Source organism: Algoriphagus aquimarinus, assembly GCF_900112005.1.
GTDB classification, from domain to species: Bacteria; Bacteroidota; Bacteroidia; order Cytophagales; family Cyclobacteriaceae; genus Algoriphagus; species Algoriphagus aquimarinus.
In genome coordinates this window covers 1-21,420 of sequence record NZ_FOKK01000006.1, presented here as the reverse complement: position 1 = coordinate 21,420, position 21,420 = coordinate 1, and the positions used below count along the sequence as shown (strand labels likewise).

Sequence of the window (21,420 nt, the reverse complement as noted above, 5' to 3'; positions counted from 1 at the left end):
TATCCACAATAAATCGCTGCCTAGATTGGCAATCTTATTTTTCAGAGCAATGCTAAACATGTGTAGGAAAAGAATGGAATTGAGTTGGTTTTTTCATATTGGAAATGGAAGAAACATCAACTTCAAAAAAATAGTACTATTCTGAGAATACCAAGTAAGATAGGTAATTATTAAGTAAAGATCCTAAGGCAAATTTTTTATTACATTTAATTGATTTTTGGCATTTTTATTGGTATTAAATGCAAATTACTATTTATAAGTTTTGAGTTCACCCTAATTAACGCTTGTAAATTCTAAAAATCAATATGTTTTTATCAACACCCAACCCCAAAAAAATATGAAAAAATCAATGCGCGCAAAGCTAGGCATGATGACTCTAGCTGGATCAGTTTTAATGGCTTCTTGCGTACCCACTATGGAAGAGCCCGCACAAATTCAACAAGTCACAGAGTCTGAAGCACTTGTCAACACCACTTCTTCTACAGACCTAAATGCCAGAAAATCAGTAGAAAAAAATTATTTCGAACGGTTTGCAAATCAATTGGCTCAAGTAGATGAAAATGGAAATCCAACTAATGATTTTCCAGCTTATCTCCCAGGTACCGGAACCGGTAATTCTAGCCATATGGGTAAAGCTTCTACTTTCATAAACCAATTTGCATCATATGGAGAGTACGGTTTAGGAACTGTTGGCGCTTCTGTTACTCAATTTTATTCTGAACAATTAGAAGCGTTAGGCATTATTGTAGATAATGATGAGGTAAGTTCGGTTACTACAGATGGAAAAGGAAATTCGGTATGGTTCAAAAACATACAAAACAAGGTTTCTTTCTCTGAAGAAAGAAGCAATTTTGAAGCTGAGGTGGAAATAGTAGGTGGAACTGGGAAGTTTGAAAACGCAACTGGAACTGCAACTGTCAGCGGGTACTTCAACCCAAGTAACGGTCAAGGCATGAGTACAATACAAGGCCGGATAGAATATTAATCACAAAGCAGTAATAACTAAAATGCCCCCAATAGCTTGACGCTTATTAGGGGCATTTTTTATTTAATACTAAGAATAGATTTTGAAAAAAGTCTCTGTTCATGTAGGCAACTCTCTTTGGCAAACAGCTAAAAAGAAAGAGCCTCGAATTAAAATCCGAGGCTCTTGAAAACCTCTAAGTGCGTTTGTGAGCTACGAAGTAGCGAACAATCTCCTCGAAGGTTTTATTTCATTAAGTATCTACTTCAGACCTTCGAGGAGATCCCTACTCCTTCGTCGTCGGAATGACACCTCAAAGGTCACTCGTATTACTTGTCGCTTTCCAAGAAAGGATATTTGTAATCCACTGGAGAAACGAAGGTTTCTTTGATCGTACGTGGAGAAACCCAACGTAGCAAGTTGATCATAGAACCAGCTTTGTCATTCGTCCCTGAAGCTCTCGCTCCACCGAATGGCTGCTGACCTACTACTGCTCCAGTTGGCTTATCATTGATATAAAAGTTACCAGCAGCATTTTTTAACTTTATAGTAGCCAATTCCACAGCATAACGATCCTGAGAGAATATCGCTCCTGTCAAGGCATACGGAGAAGTCTGATCGACCAATTCCAACGCCTCTTCGAATCGCTCTGAATCATACACATATATTGTCAAGACCGGACCGAAGATCTCTTCACACATGGTAGTGTACATCGGATCTTGGGTCACGATTACTGTTGGCTCGATGAAGTAGCCTTTCGACTTATCATAATTACCTCCAGCGATAATTTCCACCGCAGGATTTGCTTTCGCATTGTCTATGTACTTGGCGATTTTATCAAAAGATTTCTCGTCAATCACCGCATTGATGAAATTGGTGAAATCTTCCGTTCCGCCCATTTTCATATCAGCGAGATCAGCGACTAAACCTTCCTTTACTTCATCCCAAATGTTGGAAGGGATATAAGCACGAGAAGCAGCAGAGCATTTTTGCCCTTGGAACTCAAAAGCTCCACGGGAAAGTCCTACCGCTACAGCTTTAGGAATGGCAGATTTGTGAGCGATCACGAAGTCTTTTCCACCTGTCTCACCGACGATTCTCGGATAAGATTTGTACTGATGAATGTTCGTTCCGATTGTTTTCCAGATATGCTGAAATACGCCCGTCGAACCTGTAAAGTGAATTCCAGCGAAATCTCTATGCTTGAATATCACGTCTCCTGCCGTTGGGCCGTCTACGTAAATCAAGTTGATCACACCAGCTGGTACGCCAGCTTCCTTAAACACTTGCATCAGCACATTTGCAGAATAAATCTGCGTGTAAGCTGGCTTCCACACGATGGTATTTCCCATCATCGCAGCAGAAGTAGGAAGATTACCTGCGATCGCCGTAAAGTTGAACGGAGTCAAAGCGAACACAAATCCTTCAAGTGGTCTCTGCTCCAATCTATTCCAAACGCCGTTCCCCGAAACCGGAGGCTGTTGGGCATAGATTTCAGTCATGTATTGCACATTAAAGCGCAAGAAATCGATGAACTCACATGCCGCATCTATCTCTGCCTGCATCGCATTTTTGGACTGCCCAAGCATGGTTGCCGCATTGATTTTGGCACGATATGGACCTGCCAAAAGATCAGCTGCTTTCAAGAAAATCGCTGCTCTTTGCTCCCAACCTAAGTTTTCCCAAGCTTCTTTCGCGCCCATAGCAGCATCAATCGCTTGCTCTACATGAGAAGCATCACCTTCGTGGAAATGACCCAGCACATGCTGATGATCGTGCGGAGGAGACATGTTATGTGTATTGCCAGTTCTGACTTCATCCGAACCAATATACATCGGCACGTCAACTTGCTGAGATCTAGCTTCCTTGAGCGCTGCTTGCAATTCTTTTCTCTCGGAGCTTCCGGGAGCGTAAGCTTTCACCGGCTCATTTACCGGAGCTGGGACATTAAAAAAACCTTTGAGCATAATATCTGGGGTTATGATTTTCTGTATTGGCCAAAGATAACCAGAAGGTTTTATTGGCAGGTGAATATGAAGTAAAAGAACCCTAAAGTATGTCTTCTAGTTCTCTCAAATGTGAAATAGTATAAGTCGGTGTCATTTCAATTGCTTTTTCGAGCGGATTAAAAAAGACCTGATCGATGCCAGCTCCGTGCGCGCCCTGAATGTCAGAGATAGGATTATCCCCTATCATCAAGCTATATTCCTTGCTTGCACCTGCTTGCTCCATAGCATACTGAAATATCCTCGGATCAGGTTTTTTATGGCCTGTGGTCTCTGAGGTCACGACTAACTCAAAGTAATCGCTCAATCCAGAAGAAGACATTTTCCTTGCCTGACTTTCATCAAATCCATTTGTAATCACATAGAGTTTATATTTTGGTTTGAGGTAATCCAATATCTCAATGGTATGTGGAAAAAGATGTGGTTTGCTTGAAGTTCGGTGCATAAAATCCCCTTCGAATTCCTCAGGAATTACTGCATCAACTATTCCTGCATGGGCAAATATCCTTGGAAACCGAGTTCCCCGAAGTTCATCTTTGTGCATTTCACCTTTGTCATAAGCAGACCAAAGCTTGAAATTCACTGCATAAAAAGAGTCTATAAAGTGCTGAGAGGATAAAACTCCGAGCTCTTCAAGCTTATAATGAAGGAAGAGTTCGGATAAGGATTCTTGGACATTTCGATCGTAATCCCAAAGTGTGTGATCAAGATCGAAGAAAAGGTGTTGGTAAGTTTTCAAGGGAAATTAACGTCGGTACTGATTGTTCTGAATTTTATTGATCGCAAGTTCGCGATTGGATTTTAGAATTTCGAAAGTGACCTGATCTTTGATAAGACTTGGGTCTTTTTGGATAAACTTAAAAATCTGCTGGATGATCTCAAGATATTCCTCTAAGATGTAGTAAAACACCCATTGATCCACCCGTCTACTACCCAGTAAACCCGCATTTTTAAGGTAAATCAAGTGTCTGCTGGTTTTTGTCTGGGTAAAATCAAGTATCAACTCAAAGTCAGAAATCGACAACTCTTTATTCAGCATGAGCAAATGAAAAATACGCACACGAGGTTCCTCCGACAACGCTTTGAAGATTCTAAGTCCGTAGTTTAAACTGATATTTTTTAGCCGCATTAGTAAGTTTTAACGGAGTTTATGAGGGTAAAATAAAAAATCATCCGAAATTAGGGTAATATCGCATCAGAAATAATCTTATCCGCAGTTCTGTAAAGACCTTTAATTTGTGAAGAATTCATTACTCCTTAGCGCCTCGTTCCTTTTCATAATAGGAATATTTTTTAACTCTCTTGAAGTGAAAGCTCAAGATGTGCAAGAAAAAAAAGTAATCCAACTTTCTGGGATTATCCTTAATGCAGACAGCACTGATGCTGTGGCTGGGGTAAATATTTACGTTCCCACGAAAGGGCGGGGCACTAGTTCTGGGCGATTTGGATATTTCTCCATGCCTGTCCTTGAAGGAGATTCCGTTGTTTTCAGCTTTATAGGCTTGAAAAGACAAACGTTCAAGATACCTGATACAGTTGAAAGTGACAGAATTAGCCTAATCCTTACCATGCAAGTGGATGAAATTGCTTTGGCAGAAATCGAAGTAATGCCTTATCCAACTGAAGAGGAATTCAAGCGGGCAGTAATTGCGCTGAATGTAACCGATCCAATGTCTGTCTCAAGTGCTAACATGAGCCCTGAGATGCTTCTTCGCTGGGCTGAATCTATGCCAGCCTCTGGCAATGAAAACTTCCGATATTTCCAACAAGGGCAAGCCATCCAAAACCAGGATCTCTACGGCCCAAGAACACTTAGACTCCTAGATCCATTCGCATGGGGACAGTTTATTCGGTCTATTAAGCGGGGTGATTTGAAGAAGAAGGATTAGACTTAGCTTTATGTTTTTTTCATCTTTCATCTCGCGGCGGCGCGGCGGCGCAACGAATAATTGCGAATATGCTATAAGTTGTTCGCTACTCTTTTAATCCCATCTTTTAATAAGGCCTCATTGAAATTCAACAAGAGACCTAATTTTAACTTGGTTAGGCGCAAGTAGGTCATTAATTGCTTAGAATGGACAGGAGCTATGATTTGAACTGATTTAATTTCTACAATCACCTTATCATCAACTATTAAATCAGCTCTAAATCCATTTTCAAAAGTGATATCATCCCACTTGAAAGGGATGAATACTTGACTTGCAACATTAAGTCCAGACTTTTTCAATTCATGGAATAACACTCGCTCATAAATAGATTCCAGCAAGCCTGGCCCCAATTCCCGATGAATTAGAAATGCTTTATCCAGAATTAAAGTAGCAATATCATTCTCAATCTTTTCCATATTCAAAACAAAAACACGCTGCGCCGCCGTGTCGCCGCGAGAACAATTCATATAATTCATGTCGCTTTTAATCAATCTCAGGCAGCACCCACTCCTCCAACACACTCGGTAGACGCATCATTTCCTCGATCGCCGCAACTGTTCTTGGCGCGTCTCCTGAGAGATTCACAGCACCTTCTTCGGTGATCAAAATATCATCCTCAATTCGCACGGCAATTCCCCACCATTTTTCATCACAATCTGATCCAATTGGAATATATATCCCTGGCTCAATCGTAAAAACCATTCCTACTTGTATTGGATTGCGAGTTCCTCTATCATGTACATCCAATCCTATATGATGGCTTGTGCCATGTGGGAAATACTGATGTCCCTCTCCTTTTTTGATAATTCCCAGTTTGGCAAGTCCATCATTTATTATCTGACGACCAGCAGCATCTATCTCCTGGAAAGTTGTCCCTGGTTTTGAAATGGCAATTCCAGCTTCCTGAGCTTGATAGACTAGATCATAGATAGCCTTTTCTTCTTCATTGAATTTACCATTGATGGGAATAGTACGGGTCACATCAGCAGTGTACCCTCTCCATTCGGCCCCCAAGTCCATCAGCAATAACCGATCACTCAAATCCCGCTTGTCATTCTCTATGTAATGAAGAATACAACCATTGTTTCCACCACCTACTATGGATGGATAGCCTAATTCCTCTGCTCCATAGCGCTTGTAGATAAACTCATGCACTCCTTGTATTTCTCTCTCTGTCATCCCAACTTTTGCCGCTTTCATCACTTCTACCTGACCTACTGCAGAGATCTTCACCGCTTTTTTCAGCAAAGTGATTTCTTCTGGAGTCTTAATCTCACGTAAAACCCCCATCATTTCTCCAAGTGAAGATATATCCAATTTTTGTTCTGGAATTTCCTCCTTCACCACCATTCTCTTTTCTGGTGATGCTGCATTCATAAAAGAACTTATCAGAGGGTCTTCCATCATATCAGGATATTGACGCTCATACCTTTTCAACATTTGTACAACTCGATCAGAGGATTTCAAATCTGAATTTTTGATCATTTCATACACTTGCGCACTTACTTCAGTGAGTGCATCTGGGTAGGCTGTTGCAGTTTTGAATTCATTCACCATCTGAATCAACGGCTCATTTGAGCTACTTCCCTCAATGTCTTCTGAAAGGCTAAACGTCAAAATTTTATCGAAATCCTTAAGATTAATGCCTGATTTAGCCGCAAAATCAGAATTGAGTAAGGCTTCCTGAAAACCTAAATTGGCCACCATTCCTTCTGTACCTAATCTTTTGCCATTCCACATTTCGGCCCGTGGATCTCTGTTTTGGACAAAAATCAGTTCATCAGCTAAACCACCATTAACCTCTCTCTTTTCACTAAAAATGACCAGCACAGCATTTGGCTCGCGAAATCCTGTGAAGTAGAAAAAATCTGTGTTCGGATGATAGATGAAATCGACGTCATTGGTTCGATTTTTCACAGGATTATTGAAAAATACAGCAGCAGAATTGGCTGGCATCAGCTTTCTCAATTCGGCTCTTCTTTCGCTATGCCATTCAGAAGAAAGTCCATCTTCAAAATAAGACTGAGCAAATGTGCTCATTGAAAACATCACCAATAACAAAGTCCAGATTGTCTTTTTCATAAAATTAACTTTAGGTCAAGAAATCTAATGTCTATTCTTTTGACCATTTAACAAAGTCTTAATCCACAGGTAGCGGCATATCCTTATATTTGGGCTGAAAAATCTATCAGAATAATGAAGAGAACTGGAATAATAACCTTGCTTTTTTTGCTGACCTTCGGAAACCTTTTTGCGCAAAAGAACGAAGACAAGCCAAAATTAATCGTCGGAATTGTAGTCGATCAAATGCGTCATGAGTACCTGAACAAGTTTTATGACCGCTATACAGATGGTGGGTTTAAGCGCTTGATGAACGAGGGTTTTGTGATGAAAAACGGTCATTACAATTATATCCCAACTTATACGGGACCTGGACATGCGTCTGTTTATACTGGCACTACCCCAGCCACACATGGAATTATTGGAAATGATTGGTATGTGCGAAAATTGAATGGTTCGGTATACTGCGCAGAAGACAGTACAGTGACCAACGTAGGCGGGACAGTTAACTCTGGTCAAATCAGCCCAAGAAATCTTCTTACTACAACGATCACAGATGAGCTTAGAATGTCTAACAATCAGAGATCTAAAGTAGTTGGAGTTGCTATTAAAGATAGAGGCGCTGCTTTACCTGCTGGTCACCTTGGAGATGCCTATTGGTATGATGGGGATAATGGAGAGTTCATGACTTCTACCTATTACTACGAATCTCTACCTGATTGGGCAAAGGAATTCAATGCTAAAAAACTAGCTGCATCCTACCTAAACCAAACTTGGGAAACACTTTATCCAATAGACTCATACATTCAAAGCATCGACGACAACAATGACTTTGAAGCTCCTTTCTCCGGAAAGGACACACCAACTTTCCCTTATGACCTTGCCAAATTGCAAGAGACTAATGGCGGATTGGGGATGATTTCTTCCACTCCTTTTGGCAATACACTGACTTTAGATTTTGCGCTAGCAGCTATAGAAGGTGAGCACTTAGGTGAAAATGGAGAGACGGACTTTCTCGCACTTAGCTTCTCCTCCACGGATTACGTTGGTCACAGATTTGGACCAACTTCCAAAGAACTTGAGGACACGTACCTTAGACTAGATCAGGATTTCAAAAGATTGCTTGATTTCCTAGACAACAAATATGGCAAGGATGAGTACTTGGTGTTTTTATCTGCCGATCACGCTGTAGCAGATATTGCTACATATATGGAAAGTCAAAATGTACCAGCTGGTAATGTGAACATGAGCTATATCACTGGTCAACTGAAAGGCTATACTTCTCAGAAATATGGCGAAGGCGACTGGATAGAAAATGTATCAAACGGTCAAATTTTCATCAACGAAAAACTAGTTACTGAAAAAGGTGTAGATCTAGTTTCACTAGAAAATGATCTTGCACATTTCTTATTGAAATTCAATGGGATCAAAGAAGCCTACACTGCGACTTCAATGCGAAACAATGATTTCACACAAGGAAGGGCACAGTTATTACAGATGGGCTACAATCAAAAAGCTTCTGGAAACGTCTTGATTGTTCTGGAACCAAACTGGTTAAGTGGAGGCTCTCGTGGTACTTCTCACGGCACAGGCTTTACTTATGATACCAATGTTCCAATTGTATTCTTCGGATGGCATGTGCCTCAAGGCTCTAGCTCAAGATACGCTACGGTCACTGACATAGCACCTACGATCTCCATGATGCTTGACATCAAATTGCCAAGTGGAGCTACTGGTCAACCGATTTTAGAGATTACTGATAAGAAGTAAGATCCTAATCCTAACAATAAAAAGCCTCGATCTTCACAGATTGAGGCTTTTGTGCTTTCGCTTATTCACTTTTTCTTTTGACTAACACAGCTTTTATCTCATTTATGACTGCTTCTATTTCCAATCACTAGGAAGTAACTAGTACACACCTTCCCTTCGATAACACCGCAAATCGTAATTCATATATGCTACTCCGTCCAACTCATTGGATACTTTTCATCCACGTACTCAAGCGCGTCAGTCGTAATTTGAAGTGACTTGAAGGTATCCAACATGACTGCATACTCATCCGTTGCTTTGGCACCAATAGACTTCTCTACCGTCCCAGGATGCGGACCATGCGGCAAGCCTCCCATGTGAAGCGTAAACGAACCTCGATCTATCCCTTTTCTGCTCATAAATTCTCCTTCAGCATAGTATAAGACCTCATCCGAATCAATATTGGAATGATTATATGGAGCGGGGATAGAAAGCGGGTGGTAGTCAAAGAGCCTCGGAACAAATGAACAAATCACAAATCCCCAAGCCTGGAAGGTCTGATGAACTGGCGGTGGCTGATGAATCCTACCTGTAATCGGCTCAAAATCATAAATCGAAAGTGCATAAGGGTATAAGTACCCATCCCAACCTACAATATCCAGCGGGCTATGGCCATAGGAATACTGATGTAACATTCCCTGTTTTTTGATCTGCACGAGGTAATCAGCCTTTTCTTTTTCTATGTGTAGCTCAGATGGCGGGCGAATATCCCGTTCACAATACGGCGAGTGCTCCAATAATTGCCCTACTTCATTTCTATAGCGTTTCACCGTCTCTATAGCTCCTACAGATTCTATTATCAGGAGCCTCAGTGGACCTTCTTCCTCAAATTCAAAACGGTAAATCGTCGTACGAGGTATCACGATATAGTCACCCTTATGAACTTCCAGTTTTCCAAATTGAGAATACATCACTCCCTCTCCATCGTGCACATAGATCAATTCATCACCATCAGCATTTTTGAAGTAATAATCCATCTTCCGCTTTTTGGGAGAGCAAATCCCCATCATCACATCAGAATTCATCATGAGATTCCTCCTTGCTGCCAGATAATCTTCCCCAGTGAATTCCACATTGGAAGTCTTCAAATGTGTCTGATTCAATCCATGTTCAGTGGCAGCCTTCCATGAAAATGGCTTAGGCGTACCTATGGACTTTACTTCGTTCGGATTATAGATATGATAAAGTGTGGAGTAGATACCAGAAAAACCTTTGGAACTCACCACCTCTTCCTTGTAAAGACTGTCATCGGGCTGACGGAACTGTGTGTGCCTTTTGGGCGGGATAGCTCCCATTCTGTGATAATATGCCATTATTATTGGGTTTATTTCTTTGCTTAAATTTAAACATTCTATCAAAAGGACTTTGCCTATCTTAAAAAAATGAGACATAAAAAAACGGCTAGCGCCGTTTTTTTATGTCATTCTGATATGCCTGAATTAATTCTCCTCAAAGAACTCTTTCTTGATTGCATCTTCTGCTTCACCTGTTCGTTTTTGGATTCTGCCGAGCAGTTGATCTTCTTGACCTTCAACATATGTTAAATCATCATCAGTGAGATCTCCATATTTCTCCTTTATCTTTCCTTTCAAGATATTCCAGTTTCCTTTTAATTTTAAATTACTAGCCATAATAAATAGTGGTTTAAGTTTAAACATTAACTATCTAGTAGTTTGCAAAGCATATACCAAGTCGAACTAAATATGAAGACATTTCTAGCCATTCCCTTACTCATCTTTTGCCTAAATCTTTGCTCAAAAGCTCAGGAAGCCCGATTAGTCTGGTCTGATGAGTTCAAAATTGATGGTCTACCTGATCCAGAAAAATGGACATACGATGTAGGTGACCATGGCTGGGGCAATGATGAATTGGAATATTATTCACAAAATGACCTTAAAAATGCCCGAATTGAAAATGGTAAACTAATCATTGAAGCACATGCTGATGCATCACACCCTAAAGGATATACTTCTGCACGATTACTAACAAGAGGAAAGGCAGCTTGGCAATATGGATACATAGAAGTCAACGCAAAATTACCACAAGGCCGAGGAACCTGGCCAGCGATCTGGATGCTGTCCGAAGAAAACCTCCACGGAGGTTGGCCGAAAAATGGTGAAATAGACATAATGGAGCACGTGGGATACGATCCCGGCAAAGTCCATGGAACAGTCCATACGGAAGCCTTCAATCACACCGCGGGCACACAAAAAGGAGGCTTTAGACAAGTCCCAGATTTCAACTTGGAGTTCCATACCTATGCAATTGATTGGACTGAAGAAAAAATCGACTTCTTAATTGATGGAGTCATTTATTTCACATTTGAAAACACAGGAAATGACTACAAAGAGTGGCCATTTGATCAACCGTTCCATTTGATTCTAAACATCGCCGTCGGAGGTGGGTGGGGAGGACTGCAAGGCGTAGCCACAGACATTTGGCCTCAACGCATGGAGGTGGACTACGTTAGGGTATATGACAAAAAGCCCTATCAAAATTAAAAACAGATAACATTTCCATGTATACATTGCATTTGGTCGTGAACTTCCATGTTTAGTTTGAGGATTTCTTGGGAAGTAGAAAAGATATTATTAAAATGATAAAAATAAATAGACCCTAATACGACTTCCATGAATACCAACAAAGCGAGACGAAAGAAAATAACCGCACTTGTAATTATAGGGCTATTACTGCTTTTGTTTTATGGCAAAAACCTAACGGAACGTCAAGCCTTCAAAAACATAAGCAATACCTTCAAAGAAGTATACAATGACCGCTTGGTGGTAGAGGGCTATATCTTCAGGATTTCAGAGAATCTATTTAGGATTCAAAAGTTAGTCGACCATTGTAACATCAACTACGATTACTCCAAAGTGATTGAAGAAATCGCTGAACATGAAAAAAATATTACTGAAATAGTTAGAGCTTTTGAAAAGACAAACTTGACTGACCAAGAGGCAGAGTTTTTAGCCGATTTCAGTTCAATCATAGATAATGACCTTCAGATAAAAAACTACGGATTGCTTTACTCTGACTCCTCAGGCATTAATAATAGCCAAGTTATGCTGTATGATCAAAAAATCAGCATTGCTCAAAAAGATCTCGACAACTTGAGTAAAATACAGCTGGAAGAAGGCGAAAAATTAATCAACAAAGCCAATATCATCATTAATCGCTCCCAGATCTGGTCTCAATTTGAAGTGGCCTTGTTGATTATTCTAGCACTTTCATTGTACTTTATCCTATTCAGAAATAAGAAATCTTATTCTTAAATCAGACCTTTAATTTAGCTAGGTAAGCTGCATTTTTTTCAGCGGCTTCCATAGGGTTGGTTCCCACAAATCGTTCTTGTTCTACCACGAAATACTTCATTCCGTATTTCTTAGACTTCTTGATAATATCAGCATAGGCCATTTCGCCGGAACCTAGTAATACGCCACGGTCATGTGCATTAGATCCAGCAGCTTCAGCATCCTTTACATGGCAAAGCTTGAATCTACCTGGGAATCTAGCTATATATTCCAGTGGATCGTATCCAGCCACAAATGCCCAATACATATCCAATTCGAAATCTACTAAGTCAGCATCTGTATTTTCCATCAAAATATCCTGAGGCAATTGCCCGTCTAGCATCTTGAAGGTGTAATCGTGATTATGGTAAGCAAACTTTACCCCGTGAGACTTCAATGTTTCACCAGCTGCGTTAAATTTATCTGCAACTTTTTTCCATTCATCCACAGATTTCTGCGCTCCGATGTACGGACAGATTAAGTATTTCATACCTACTGCCGCAGCTTGCTCTGCCTGTGCATCCAGATCTTTAAACACATTAGCATGAGATGAAATGAAATCAACTCCGATTTCACTCAATAAACTCTTGCATTCTGCTGGTTGCATCCCCCAAAGGATACCTTTTCCACCATCAAATCCTTCAAATTGCTTGTAACCAAACCCTGCAAGTTTGCGCATCGTTCCGGCAGCATCCTTAGCCATTTCCTCTTTTACTGAGTAAAGCTGTAAACCAAACTTGGAAAGCTTAGCTCTATCAAGAGATCTAGCAGCTAGTTCATAAGGAAACAATGCTGCTCCAAGTCCAAGCATACTTCCTACCTGGAGAAATTTTCTTCTTTGATTGTTCATAAATAGGTAAGCCTGCCCCTAGGAGGAGCAGGCTATTTTTATAGGTTGTGTTACTTAAATCGCGTAAGCTTTATCGCCTTTATTGTATGGCATACAAGGGTCAAATTTCCCTGGAGTTTCCACATAATTCAATGCTTGAGTAGCACCAATTTCAGATGAGAAATAGCCCAAGACAGTTAAGTCTCTTAGCATATTAATCACCTTAGGACTTCTGTCTTTTCCACTTGCTTTGAACTCCTCATTCATCTTATTCAAATACGCTAATCTCTCTTCAGCAGGCGCACCTACGAAGTCTTTACCATTAGCTGATTTGAAGTCTTTTCTCAATTTATTCAAGCCATCAACAAACTCCTTCTGGTTATCTCCGTCGTAAGTGTCTTTCACCATCATTACCATAAAAGATCCAATACCGGTTGCTTTCGCGCCAGGAGTGTCAGTTTCTGGAATGATCGTGTCACCCAATTCGTCTAAGAAAGCTATATCATCCGGATCAAAATCTAATCCCTCAATTTGGTTTTCGGGAGTACAACCTGTCATAATCGCCGTAGCGCCGATCATCGTGCCTCCCATCATTACCATGACGCTCTTCAAAGCGTCTCTTCTATTCATAGTCATAGTCTTGTCTTTTACGATTAGAGATTTTGCTTATTCAATTCATCTACTGCAAAAGCTGCTGCTCTTGCCGTCAACGCCATGTAAGTAAGTGAAGGGTTCACAGCCGATGCAGATGTCATACATGCTCCATCAGTTACGAATACGTTTTTCGCTTCCCAGACTTGGTTATTCCCGTTCAAAACAGATGTCTTTGGATCGCGACCCATTCTTGCTGTTCCCATTTCGTGGATACCCTGTCCGAAAGTATAACCTGCATCGTATTCTTGAATATCTTTAAATCCTGCCACTTCCAACATCTCTGCTGCATCTGACATCATATCCTTACGCATCTTGATTTCATTGTCTTTGATCTCAGCATTCATTACCAATGCTTCCATCCCCCACTTATCAACCACGGTATCACTAAACTTGATCGTATTTTCGTGGTAAGGAAGTATTTCTCCAAAGGCAGTTATCCCCATTCCCCATGGTCCTGGCTGGGTAAGTGCATCTTTCATCGGAGCACCAAAATTCAATTCGGCGACATCACGAGTCCAGCCACTACGACTAGCTCCACCTTGATATCCAAAGCCGCGTAGGTAATCTCTCTTATCTCCGTGTACATTTCGGAATCTTGGGATATATAGTCCAGTTGGTCTTCGACCAAAGTAATATTTGTCTTCGTAACCTTCCATAGATCCTCTTGCTCCCAAGCGGAAATGGTGATCCATTACGTTGTGTCCAAGTTCTCCTGAGCTACTGCCCAATCCACCCGGCCACACATCTGTAGCGGTACGCATCAGAATAGCAGTAGAGTTAAATGCAGAAGCACAAAGGAATACGATTTTCGCATTGTACTCAATCGTTTCATTCGTTTGCCCATCCACTACTTCTACGCCTGTAGCTTTCTTGGTGTCTTTATCGTAAATCAATCTCCTCACAATAGACCAAGGTCTCAAAGTCAAATTACCTGTAGCCTCAGCTGCTGGTAAGGTAGACGCTTGCGTACTGAAATACCCACCGAATGGGCAACCCAAGGAACACTTGCTTCTGTACTGACAACCTGGTCTACCTGGAAGTGGCTCAGTGATATTTGCCGGACGACCAATAGTCCAAGTTCTAGCACCTTTATAATGTTCTTTGATTTTGGCTGCTCCGTCTTCCTCTACACAGTTCATCGGCATAGGAGGCATAAATTCGCCATCTGGAAGTACATCCAAACCATCTTTGGAACCTGAAACTCCAATGAATTTCTCTACATAAGAATACCAAGGAGCAATATCTTTGTAGCGGATTGGCCAATCTACAGCTACGCCTTCTTTAGCATTTCCTTCGAAATCTATATCAGACCAGCGGTAAGACTGTCTTCCCCAAAGTAGAGAACGTCCACCTACCTGATACCCTCTAAACCATGTAAATGGCTTCTCCTCTACATATGGAGACTCATCTTCATGTGCCCACCAATCAAGGTTCAACTCATTAAGCACATAATCTCTTTTTAGATTTGGGTGATCAGCAATCTGCTGCTGTGTATCTCTTCCTCTGTGAGGAACTTCCCATGGAGGGGTGGTAGCCGTTTTATAGTCTTTGATGTGTTTTACATCAGGGCCTCTTTCCAGCATCAATACTTTGAGCCCCTTTTCGGTTAGTTCTTTTGCAGCCCAACCGCCGCTTATTCCTGACCCAACTACAATTGCGTCATATGATTCATTTGCCATAAATATGGTTTTTAAGTTTTTGAATTAGTTAGACATCACAGATCTGAACTCCTTGGGCCAATGCAGCCATTTTATCGTCAGACTTTGGTAGGAATTCATGTGAAACATAACCTTTGTACCCAGTAGCGACAATCGCTTTCATCAAGGCAGGGTAATAAATCTCCTGTGTATCATCCAACTCATTTCTACCTGGATTGCCTGCAGTGTGATAATGTCCAAAGTACTGATGATTATCCTGTACACTTCTGATTAGATCTCCTTCGTCGATCTGCATGTGATAAATATCGTAAAGCAATTTGAAATTCTCACTCCCCAAGCGCTTACACAACTCAATACCAAAAGCAGACATATCACATAAATAATCTTTGTGATTTACTCGACTATTAAGAAGTTCCATTTGAATGATTACACCGTGCTTTTCAGCTATAGGAATGATTTTCTCAAGGCCGATCACACAGTTTTTCAATCCTGTCTCATCATCCATTCCTCTTCTGTTTCCAGAGAAACATATCAAGTTTTTGTAGCCAGCTTCTGCTACCTTAGGAATCATCTCTGTATAATTTTTGATCAATTGCTCATGATACTTCACCTCTCCAAAACCTTCTGTAAGACTGATCTCAGCCCCATTACACATAGAGGAGTCTAGTCCGTGCTTTTTCAGAATGTGCCAATTACTTGGTCCGATCAGGTCAATGCCTTTGATACCAATCTTCTTAGCTTCTACACAGAAATCTTCAAGGCTATAATCACGAAAACACCAGTGGCATACACCATGATTGATATTCCCTTTCAATGCATATGGTTTCTCTTGCTTCAAATCAAAGGAGGATAACGTGCTAAAAGCGGCACCGCCAAGTAAAACTTTTTTGAAAGAATCTCTTCTTCCAGTGTCAATAGGTTTGGTCATGAGGGGGTTATTGAGGTTAATTTATTTGTTCTCTTTTGAAAAGAGAAATGAAAAATAGCAAAACCAAAACGGAAATACCAGAAGGAATCAACCAAATTGATTTCCAAAGATGGGCGCCAGCTTCATTTGTGTAATAATCTGAGATTAATCCTGCCGCCCAGAAGCCAATTAGCATTCCTACGCCATAAGTAGCCAAGGTAATTAAACCCTGAGCTGAAGATTTATATTTTGCTCCAGCATGTGCGTCTGTATAGATCTGCCCGCTCACAAAGAAGAAATCATAACAGATACCATGAAGTGCTATTCCAACTAGAAGCATCCATACTCCTTCATTCGCATCTCCGAAAGCAAAGAAAATATATCGAACTGCCCAAGCTATCATGGCTACAATCAAGGTCTTTTTGATGCCAAATCTGGAAAAGAATACAGGCAAAGCAAGCATAAAAACTACTTCAGACACCTGACCCAAGGCCATTTTTCCAGTTGATTTTTCGAGGCCGATTTCAGTTAGAAACGGGCTGGCATTTTGGTAGTAAAAAGCCAGAGGAATGCAGATCAAAATAGATGAGATAAAGAAAATCGCGAAATTCTTATGCTTTAGTAAGGATAAAGCATCTAAACCCAGAATTTCGGACAACTTGATTTTATCAGACGATTTGGCTTGAGGAGGTGTAGCAGGGAGGGTAAAACTATATAGCCCCAAAATCAGAGAACTTACACCTGCCATAATCCAGGTGTTTTCCAATAAACCTTCTTTGATCCCCGCTTGACTATCCCAAGCGAAGTAACTAATTATAACCCCAGCAGTGATCCAGCCAATTGTCCCCCAAACACGAATGACAGAAAACTCTTTAGCTGGATTGGTCATTTGATTGAAAGAAACAGAATTCACCAAAGCCAGTGTGGGCATAAATAAAATCATGTACCCTAATAGAATCGGGAAAAAGCCCGCGAAATCTGTTGCTGTATATAGCAAGTACATCAACCCAGCTCCCAAGAGATGAATAACCCCCAAGATTCGCTGTGCGTGAAAATAGCGATCAGCGATTAGTCCAACGACAAAGGGTGCAATGATTGCCCCAAATGATTGTGTAGAAAATGCCAAGGCTACCTCTTGTCCGTTGGCCATAAGATTAGCTCCTAAAAAAGTGCCTAAAGTCACAAACCAAGAGCTCCAAATAAAAAACTCTAAAAACATCATGAAGGAAAGTCGGAGCTTGGTATTGATATTCATCGATTTAAAATCAGATTAAGGCAGAGTTCGTTTTTAAGAGGTAGCCAAAGTTTAAAGTTTAGCCAAATTGACCTATTTTAGGCTGTTCAATTGAATACCAAGTAAGGGATTCTAATTAGAATAGACCTAGCCATTCATACCTTGATGTTGCTGTTGATCAATTATTCTTCTTATTCGTTCAATGAGCGGAGGATTTTCCGCTTGGTTTCAATTATTTCAAGCATTAATTCCTGAGTAACTAGTCTTTTAACCTATGTCAGCAACACAAAAACTAAAAATCGGACTTATTGGTGGCGGTCCAGGATCTTTTATAGGTGCCATCCATTTAAATGGCGCATTGATGGACGGGATGTTTGAGCTGGTCGCTGGCGCATTTAGTTCAAATCCAGAAAAATCAATACAACGTGGCAAAGAGCTTATGCTCGATCCTACTCGAGTTTATGCCAATTACGATGATATGTTTGCCAAAGAACTGGGACTTCCAGAATCTGAGCGGATGGACGTAGTCGTGATCGTGACGCCAAACAATTTGCATTTTGACCCTACAGTAAAAGCGCTCAACGCTGGATTTCATGTAGCACTGGACAAGCCGCTTACCCTGAATTACACTGAGGCAAAAGAGCTTTATCATGTCGTAAAAGCTTCTGACAGAAGATTCCTCTTGACTCACACGTACTCTGGCTATCCGATGATCAAGCAAGCCAAGCAAATGATCACTGAAGGGCAAATCGGAAAAGTGAGAAAAGTCTATGTAGAATATCCTCAGGGTTGGCTTTGGAAACTCTTGGAATCAGAAAACAACAAGCAAGCAGAATGGAGAACTGACCCAAAGAGAAATGGCTTGGCAGGATGCATGGGAGATATTGGCACACATGCATTCCATTTGGCAGAGTATGTTTCTGGAGAAAAGGTGGCTGCTATCTGCGCAGACCTGTATATAAAGCTTGACGGAAGACCGATAGACGATGATGGAGTAGTCTTGATGCGATTTGAAAATGGTGCTTCCGGCGTGCTTACTGCCTCGCAGACTGACACTGGAGCAGAAAACAACCTGAGGATCCGGATTTATGGAGAAAAAGGAGGTTTGGAATGGCAGCAAGAATTGAATAACACACTTATCGCGCGCTGGCCGGAGGCACCCGACCAGATATTCAGAGCCGGTTCAGCCTACTTAGGCTCTCTTGCAAATGAAAACACTAGAACTCCAGCAGGACATCCTGAGGGATATGTAGAAGCATTTGCGAACTTGTATAGAAATTTTGCAAGATGTATATATGCAGATCGTGCCGGTGAGACGCCAAAGCCAGAATGGGAAGACTATCCTGGCATAGAAGATGGAATCCGAGGAATGGCTTTCATAGATCATGTATTGAAAAGTAATGAGTCCGATATCAAATGGACTCCATTCGAAGTAGAAAAATAAATTCTTGAACCTAATAAATTAACCTAAGTAAAATGAAGACAATTAAAGGACCGGCGATATTTCTCGCCCAATTTATTGACGACACAGAACCCTTCAATAACCTGAAGAACATTTGTAACTACATGGCTGATCTTGGCTATGCAGGCGTGCAAATCCCTTCTTGGGATGCTCGAATGATTGATTTACAAAAAGCTGCAGAAAGCAAAACTTACGCAGATGAGATCAAGGGCACTGTAGAAGAAGCAGGTTTACAAATCACTGAACTTTCCACTCACCTCCAAGGCCAACTAGTGGCTGTGCATCCTGCATACAATGAATTATTTGACGGATTCGCACCAGATAACCTAAAAGGAAATCTTCAGGGCAAAACAGAATGGGCAGTGCAGCAGTTGAAATATGCGGCAAAAGCTTCCCATAATATGGGACTAACTGCACATGCTACTTTCTCCGGCGCATTGATGTGGCACACCGTTTATCCTTGGCCACAAAGACCAGCAGGTTTGGTGGAAACTGGATTTACTGAATTAGCCAAAAGATGGACTCCTATTCTAGACGAATTTGATAATTATGGTGTAGACGTGTGTTATGAGCTTCATCCAGGAGAAGATTTGCATGATGGAGTGACATTTGAAATGTTTCTAGATAAAGTGAATAACCACAAGCGTGCGAATATCCTTTATGACCCAAGTCACTTTGTATTACAATGCTTAGATTACTTGCAATTCATTGATTTTTACCACGAAAGAATCAAAATGTTCCACGTAAAAGACGCTGAATTCAATCCAACAGGAAAGCAAGGTGTCTATGGCGGATACCAAGGATGGGTCGAGAGAGCTGGTCGCTTCAGATCTTTAGGAGATGGCCAAGTTGATTTTAGCGGAATTTTTAGCAAACTTTCGCAGTACGATTACGATGGCTGGGCCGTTTTAGAATGGGAATGTGCGATCAAGCATCCTGAGCAAGGAGCTGCAGAAGGTGCTCCATTCATTGCTTCTCACATCATCAATGTAACCGAAAAAGCATTTGACGACTTCGCCGGCAGAGGGGCTGACGAAGAATTCAATAAAAGAATTCTAGGAATCTAACTACTCAATTTTAATATCCAACTTAATGAAAATCACAAAACCTTTAAACCTTGCCTTAGTAGCTCTGGCAGGATTTACATTCGCTTGCGGTGGAGGAGATAAAACTTCCGAAACCACTTCAACTCCAGCTGTAGAAACTCCAGCAGCTCCAGAAAAAGAAATAAGTCTTGAAGAAAAGTATCAAGACGATCCTATCTACATCAAAGGTCTTGCAAAACTTAAAACCTCTGATTGTACTTCATGCCACATGGTAGAAAGAAAAATAGTAGGTCCTTCTTATGCAGATGTAGCTGCTAAATACGAAGCTACAGATGAGAATATCACTATGCTAGCTGAGAAAGTAATCAATGGCGGTGTTGGTGTATGGGGCGAGATCCCAATGCCTCCACATACAGCATTGAGTATGGAAGATGCTAAAGACATGGTGAGTTATGTACTCCTTTTGAAAAAATAAGTAAGATGAAAAAAAATTATATCCTCATCGCAGCCTTGGCAGGTATACTTGCTTCGTGCTCTGGTGAAAAAGCAACCGAAACGGAAACGGAAGAAGTAGCAGCCGCTCCAGCAGAAGAATGGACGGACCTATTTGCGAACAATGATTTCTCTAACTGGCACAAATACGGTGGAGCTGAAGTAGGCAAAGCTTGGAAAATCGAGAACGGCGAAGTTTATCTTGATGCTACCAACAAAGACAACTGGGAAGAGGGAGATGGTGGAGACATCACTACCAACGAGGAGTTCGAGAATTTCCATTTGAAATACGACTGGAAAATCTCTCAGAATGGAAATAGCGGATTGATTTTCTATACTCACGAAGCACCAGAATACGAGCGCTCTTACCATACAGGCCTAGAAATGCAAGTACTGGACAACGAGGGACATCCGGACGCTAAAATCATCAGCCATAGAGCTGGAGATCTATATGACCTGATCGTAAGTAGTGAAGAGACTGTAAAGCCTTATGGTGAGTGGAATTCTGCTGAGATCATCTCTAACAATGGAAAACTTGACCTTATCCTTAATGGTACTACTGTGGTGAGCACTACACTTTGGACTCCAGAGTGGGAAGCTTTGGTTGCAGATAGTAAATTCAAAAACATGCCTAATTGGGGTACCTTCAAAAAAGGGCAAATCACACTTCAAGATCACGGTGATCTAGTGTACTTCAAGAATGTAATGATTAAGAAGCTTTAATCACTTCATTTTGTGACTAGTCCTGAATAGGCGTTACAGTTTTAAAGGATAATTTAGATAGCATCGGGTTTCGACACGGTGCTATTTTTCTTTTTGTAGGTTCTAATCTTTATGCTGTCTTGCAGGTGCATTTTGGTTGGTGTTTCCATCCGACAACTCCAATGTGGTCTTTCATTATTGTAAATATAAATAGACTCTTTTATCAGTTTGTCCATCAGTTCTAAATCATGGATTATGATCCCCAGAATAAATTCATGTTTCAGTATTCCGTTGACTCTTTCTGCCACCGCATTTTGGTATGGATCATAGCTTTCTGTCATGCTACAGCTGATTTGATACTTTTCCAGTAAGGCTTGA

General features: G+C 41.0%; 22 protein-coding genes. 9 read left to right on the top strand and 13 right to left on the bottom strand.

The genetic code is table 11. From position 1 onward, the window contains the following. Nucleotides 1-337 precede the first annotated feature (337 nt). Complete coding sequence (locus BM291_RS09255; protein WP_092896585.1) at nucleotides 338-985, top strand: hypothetical protein; 648 nt, start codon at nucleotides 338-340, stop codon at nucleotides 983-985. A gap of 308 nt (nucleotides 986-1,293) precedes the next feature. On the opposite strand, the gene pruA is transcribed toward BM291_RS09255, so the two are convergent. The 3 genes from pruA to BM291_RS09240 form a co-directional block, all read right to left on the bottom strand. Next, nucleotides 1,294-2,931, bottom strand: coding sequence for an L-glutamate gamma-semialdehyde dehydrogenase (gene pruA, locus BM291_RS09250; protein WP_092896583.1), 1,638 nt, complete (start codon nucleotides 2,929-2,931; stop codon nucleotides 1,294-1,296). A gap of 82 nt (nucleotides 2,932-3,013) precedes the next feature. After that, the gene (locus tag BM291_RS09245) at nucleotides 3,014-3,709 is read right to left on the bottom strand and encodes a YjjG family noncanonical pyrimidine nucleotidase (RefSeq protein WP_092896581.1); all 696 of its coding nucleotides are present in this window, start codon (nucleotides 3,707-3,709) and stop codon (nucleotides 3,014-3,016) included. Nucleotides 3,710-3,715: 6 nt separating this feature from the next. Further along, entirely contained in the window at nucleotides 3,716-4,099 is a 384-nt protein-coding gene (locus tag BM291_RS09240) for an ArsR/SmtB family transcription factor (RefSeq protein WP_092896579.1), read from the bottom strand. Between the two features lie 178 nt (nucleotides 4,100-4,277). On the opposite strand from BM291_RS09240, the gene BM291_RS09235 reads away from it, so the two are divergent. Continuing rightward, on the top strand, nucleotides 4,278-4,859 hold the full coding sequence (locus BM291_RS09235; protein WP_245786817.1) for a carboxypeptidase-like regulatory domain-containing protein: 582 nt from the start codon (nucleotides 4,278-4,280) through the stop codon (nucleotides 4,857-4,859). 71 nt (nucleotides 4,860-4,930) lie between these two features. Here BM291_RS09235 and BM291_RS09230 read toward each other — a convergent pair whose 3' ends face one another. Then, a complete protein-coding gene (locus tag BM291_RS09230) occupies nucleotides 4,931-5,374 on the bottom strand; it encodes a GxxExxY protein (protein ID WP_317045651.1) in 444 nt (147 codons plus the stop codon). A 7-nt stretch (nucleotides 5,375-5,381) separates the two neighbouring features. Further along, a complete protein-coding gene (locus tag BM291_RS09225) occupies nucleotides 5,382-6,980 on the bottom strand; it encodes an aminopeptidase P family protein (RefSeq protein WP_092896573.1) in 1,599 nt (532 codons plus the stop codon). Nucleotides 6,981-7,094: 114 nt separating this feature from the next. Here BM291_RS09225 and pafA point away from each other — a divergent pair, with 114 nt between their 5' ends. Continuing rightward, nucleotides 7,095-8,729, top strand: coding sequence for an alkaline phosphatase PafA (pafA, locus tag BM291_RS09220; protein ID WP_092896571.1), 1,635 nt, complete (start codon nucleotides 7,095-7,097; stop codon nucleotides 8,727-8,729). A 188-nt stretch (nucleotides 8,730-8,917) separates the two neighbouring features. On the opposite strand, the gene BM291_RS09215 is transcribed toward pafA, so the two are convergent. Together BM291_RS09215 and BM291_RS09210 are read right to left on the bottom strand one after the other, a co-directional pair. Continuing rightward, a complete protein-coding gene (locus BM291_RS09215; RefSeq protein WP_092896569.1) occupies nucleotides 8,918-10,081 on the bottom strand; it encodes a homogentisate 1,2-dioxygenase in 1,164 nt (387 codons plus the stop codon). Between the two features lie 126 nt (nucleotides 10,082-10,207). After that, nucleotides 10,208-10,399: a CsbD family protein gene (locus BM291_RS09210; RefSeq protein WP_092897079.1), complete on the bottom strand. Its 192-nt coding sequence runs from the start codon at nucleotides 10,397-10,399 to the stop codon at nucleotides 10,208-10,210. A 72-nt stretch (nucleotides 10,400-10,471) separates the two neighbouring features. Here BM291_RS09210 and BM291_RS09205 point away from each other — a divergent pair, with 72 nt between their 5' ends. Then, the gene (locus tag BM291_RS09205) at nucleotides 10,472-11,269 is read left to right on the top strand and encodes a glycoside hydrolase family 16 protein (RefSeq protein WP_092896567.1); all 798 of its coding nucleotides are present in this window, start codon (nucleotides 10,472-10,474) and stop codon (nucleotides 11,267-11,269) included. A gap of 129 nt (nucleotides 11,270-11,398) precedes the next feature. Further along, a complete protein-coding gene (locus tag BM291_RS09200) occupies nucleotides 11,399-12,040 on the top strand; it encodes an MCP four helix bundle domain-containing protein (RefSeq protein WP_092896565.1) in 642 nt (213 codons plus the stop codon). 1 nt (nucleotide 12,041) lies between these two features. On the opposite strand, the gene BM291_RS09195 is transcribed toward BM291_RS09200, so the two are convergent. The 5 genes from BM291_RS09195 to BM291_RS09175 are packed head-to-tail and all read right to left on the bottom strand — an operon-like array spanning nucleotide 12,042 to nucleotide 17,361. Beyond that, nucleotides 12,042-12,908: a sugar phosphate isomerase/epimerase family protein gene (locus BM291_RS09195; RefSeq protein ID WP_092896563.1), complete on the bottom strand. Its 867-nt coding sequence runs from the start codon at nucleotides 12,906-12,908 to the stop codon at nucleotides 12,042-12,044. Between the two features lie 54 nt (nucleotides 12,909-12,962). Next, nucleotides 12,963-13,523, bottom strand: a complete 561-nt coding sequence (locus BM291_RS09190; protein ID WP_092896561.1) for a gluconate 2-dehydrogenase subunit 3 family protein — start codon at nucleotides 13,521-13,523, stop codon at nucleotides 12,963-12,965. 17 nt (nucleotides 13,524-13,540) lie between these two features. Continuing rightward, nucleotides 13,541-15,220: a GMC oxidoreductase gene (locus BM291_RS09185; protein ID WP_092896559.1), complete on the bottom strand. Its 1,680-nt coding sequence runs from the start codon at nucleotides 15,218-15,220 to the stop codon at nucleotides 13,541-13,543. A 28-nt stretch (nucleotides 15,221-15,248) separates the two neighbouring features. Continuing rightward, nucleotides 15,249-16,127, bottom strand: coding sequence for a hydroxypyruvate isomerase family protein (locus tag BM291_RS09180; protein ID WP_092896557.1), 879 nt, complete (start codon nucleotides 16,125-16,127; stop codon nucleotides 15,249-15,251). Between the two features lie 16 nt (nucleotides 16,128-16,143). Beyond that, nucleotides 16,144-17,361: a nucleoside permease gene (locus BM291_RS09175; protein ID WP_092896555.1), complete on the bottom strand. Its 1,218-nt coding sequence runs from the start codon at nucleotides 17,359-17,361 to the stop codon at nucleotides 16,144-16,146. A 253-nt stretch (nucleotides 17,362-17,614) separates the two neighbouring features. On the opposite strand from BM291_RS09175, the gene BM291_RS09170 reads away from it, so the two are divergent. The 4 genes from BM291_RS09170 to BM291_RS09155 are packed head-to-tail and all read left to right on the top strand — an operon-like array spanning nucleotide 17,615 to nucleotide 21,063. Further along, nucleotides 17,615-18,784, top strand: coding sequence for a Gfo/Idh/MocA family protein (locus tag BM291_RS09170; protein ID WP_092896553.1), 1,170 nt, complete (start codon nucleotides 17,615-17,617; stop codon nucleotides 18,782-18,784). Nucleotides 18,785-18,816: 32 nt separating this feature from the next. After that, nucleotides 18,817-19,869, top strand: a complete 1,053-nt coding sequence (locus BM291_RS09165) for a sugar phosphate isomerase/epimerase family protein (RefSeq protein ID WP_092896551.1) — start codon at nucleotides 18,817-18,819, stop codon at nucleotides 19,867-19,869. Nucleotides 19,870-19,894: 25 nt separating this feature from the next. Then, nucleotides 19,895-20,323: a c-type cytochrome gene (locus BM291_RS09160; RefSeq protein WP_092896549.1), complete on the top strand. Its 429-nt coding sequence runs from the start codon at nucleotides 19,895-19,897 to the stop codon at nucleotides 20,321-20,323. A gap of 5 nt (nucleotides 20,324-20,328) precedes the next feature. Then, nucleotides 20,329-21,063, top strand: coding sequence for a 3-keto-disaccharide hydrolase (locus BM291_RS09155; protein ID WP_092896547.1), 735 nt, complete (start codon nucleotides 20,329-20,331; stop codon nucleotides 21,061-21,063). 53 nt (nucleotides 21,064-21,116) lie between these two features. Here BM291_RS09155 and BM291_RS09150 read toward each other — a convergent pair. After that, nucleotides 21,117-21,420, bottom strand: a 304-nt coding sequence (locus BM291_RS09150; RefSeq protein ID WP_139229067.1) for an integrase core domain-containing protein, incomplete at its 5' end; no start/stop codon positions are given.

Bases quoted from the DNA above. Each gene is read 5' to 3' on its own strand.
- BM291_RS09255 (WP_092896585.1), top strand. From the start codon at position 338: ATGAAAAAATCAATGCGCGCAAAGCTAGGCATGATGACTCTAGCTGGA.
- BM291_RS09210 (WP_092897079.1), bottom strand. From the start codon at position 10,399: ATGGCTAGTAATTTAAAATTAAAAGGAAACTGGAATATCTTGAAAGGA.
- BM291_RS09205 (WP_092896567.1), top strand. From the start codon at position 10,472: ATGAAGACATTTCTAGCCATTCCCTTACTCATCTTTTGCCTAAATCTT.
- BM291_RS09225 (WP_092896573.1), bottom strand. From the start codon at position 6,980: ATGAAAAAGACAATCTGGACTTTGTTATTGGTGATGTTTTCAATGAGC.
- BM291_RS09230 (WP_317045651.1), bottom strand. From the start codon at position 5,374: ATGAATTATATGAATTGTTCTCGCGGCGACACGGCGGCGCAGCGTGTT.
- BM291_RS09200 (WP_092896565.1), top strand. From the start codon at position 11,399: ATGAATACCAACAAAGCGAGACGAAAGAAAATAACCGCACTTGTAATT.
- BM291_RS09190 (WP_092896561.1), bottom strand. From the start codon at position 13,523: ATGACTATGAATAGAAGAGACGCTTTGAAGAGCGTCATGGTAATGATG.
- BM291_RS09240 (WP_092896579.1), bottom strand. From the start codon at position 4,099: ATGCGGCTAAAAAATATCAGTTTAAACTACGGACTTAGAATCTTCAAA.
- BM291_RS09155 (WP_092896547.1), top strand. From the start codon at position 20,329: ATGAAAAAAAATTATATCCTCATCGCAGCCTTGGCAGGTATACTTGCT.
- pafA (WP_092896571.1), top strand. From the start codon at position 7,095: ATGAAGAGAACTGGAATAATAACCTTGCTTTTTTTGCTGACCTTCGGA.
- BM291_RS09215 (WP_092896569.1), bottom strand. From the start codon at position 10,081: ATGGCATATTATCACAGAATGGGAGCTATCCCGCCCAAAAGGCACACA.
- BM291_RS09170 (WP_092896553.1), top strand. From the start codon at position 17,615: ATGTCAGCAACACAAAAACTAAAAATCGGACTTATTGGTGGCGGTCCA.
- pruA (WP_092896583.1), bottom strand. From the start codon at position 2,931: ATGCTCAAAGGTTTTTTTAATGTCCCAGCTCCGGTAAATGAGCCGGTG.
- BM291_RS09195 (WP_092896563.1), bottom strand. From the start codon at position 12,908: ATGAACAATCAAAGAAGAAAATTTCTCCAGGTAGGAAGTATGCTTGGA.
- BM291_RS09160 (WP_092896549.1), top strand. From the start codon at position 19,895: ATGAAAATCACAAAACCTTTAAACCTTGCCTTAGTAGCTCTGGCAGGA.
- BM291_RS09175 (WP_092896555.1), bottom strand. From the start codon at position 17,361: ATGAATATCAATACCAAGCTCCGACTTTCCTTCATGATGTTTTTAGAG.
- BM291_RS09185 (WP_092896559.1), bottom strand. From the start codon at position 15,220: ATGGCAAATGAATCATATGACGCAATTGTAGTTGGGTCAGGAATAAGC.
- BM291_RS09165 (WP_092896551.1), top strand. From the start codon at position 18,817: ATGAAGACAATTAAAGGACCGGCGATATTTCTCGCCCAATTTATTGAC.
- BM291_RS09180 (WP_092896557.1), bottom strand. From the start codon at position 16,127: ATGACCAAACCTATTGACACTGGAAGAAGAGATTCTTTCAAAAAAGTT.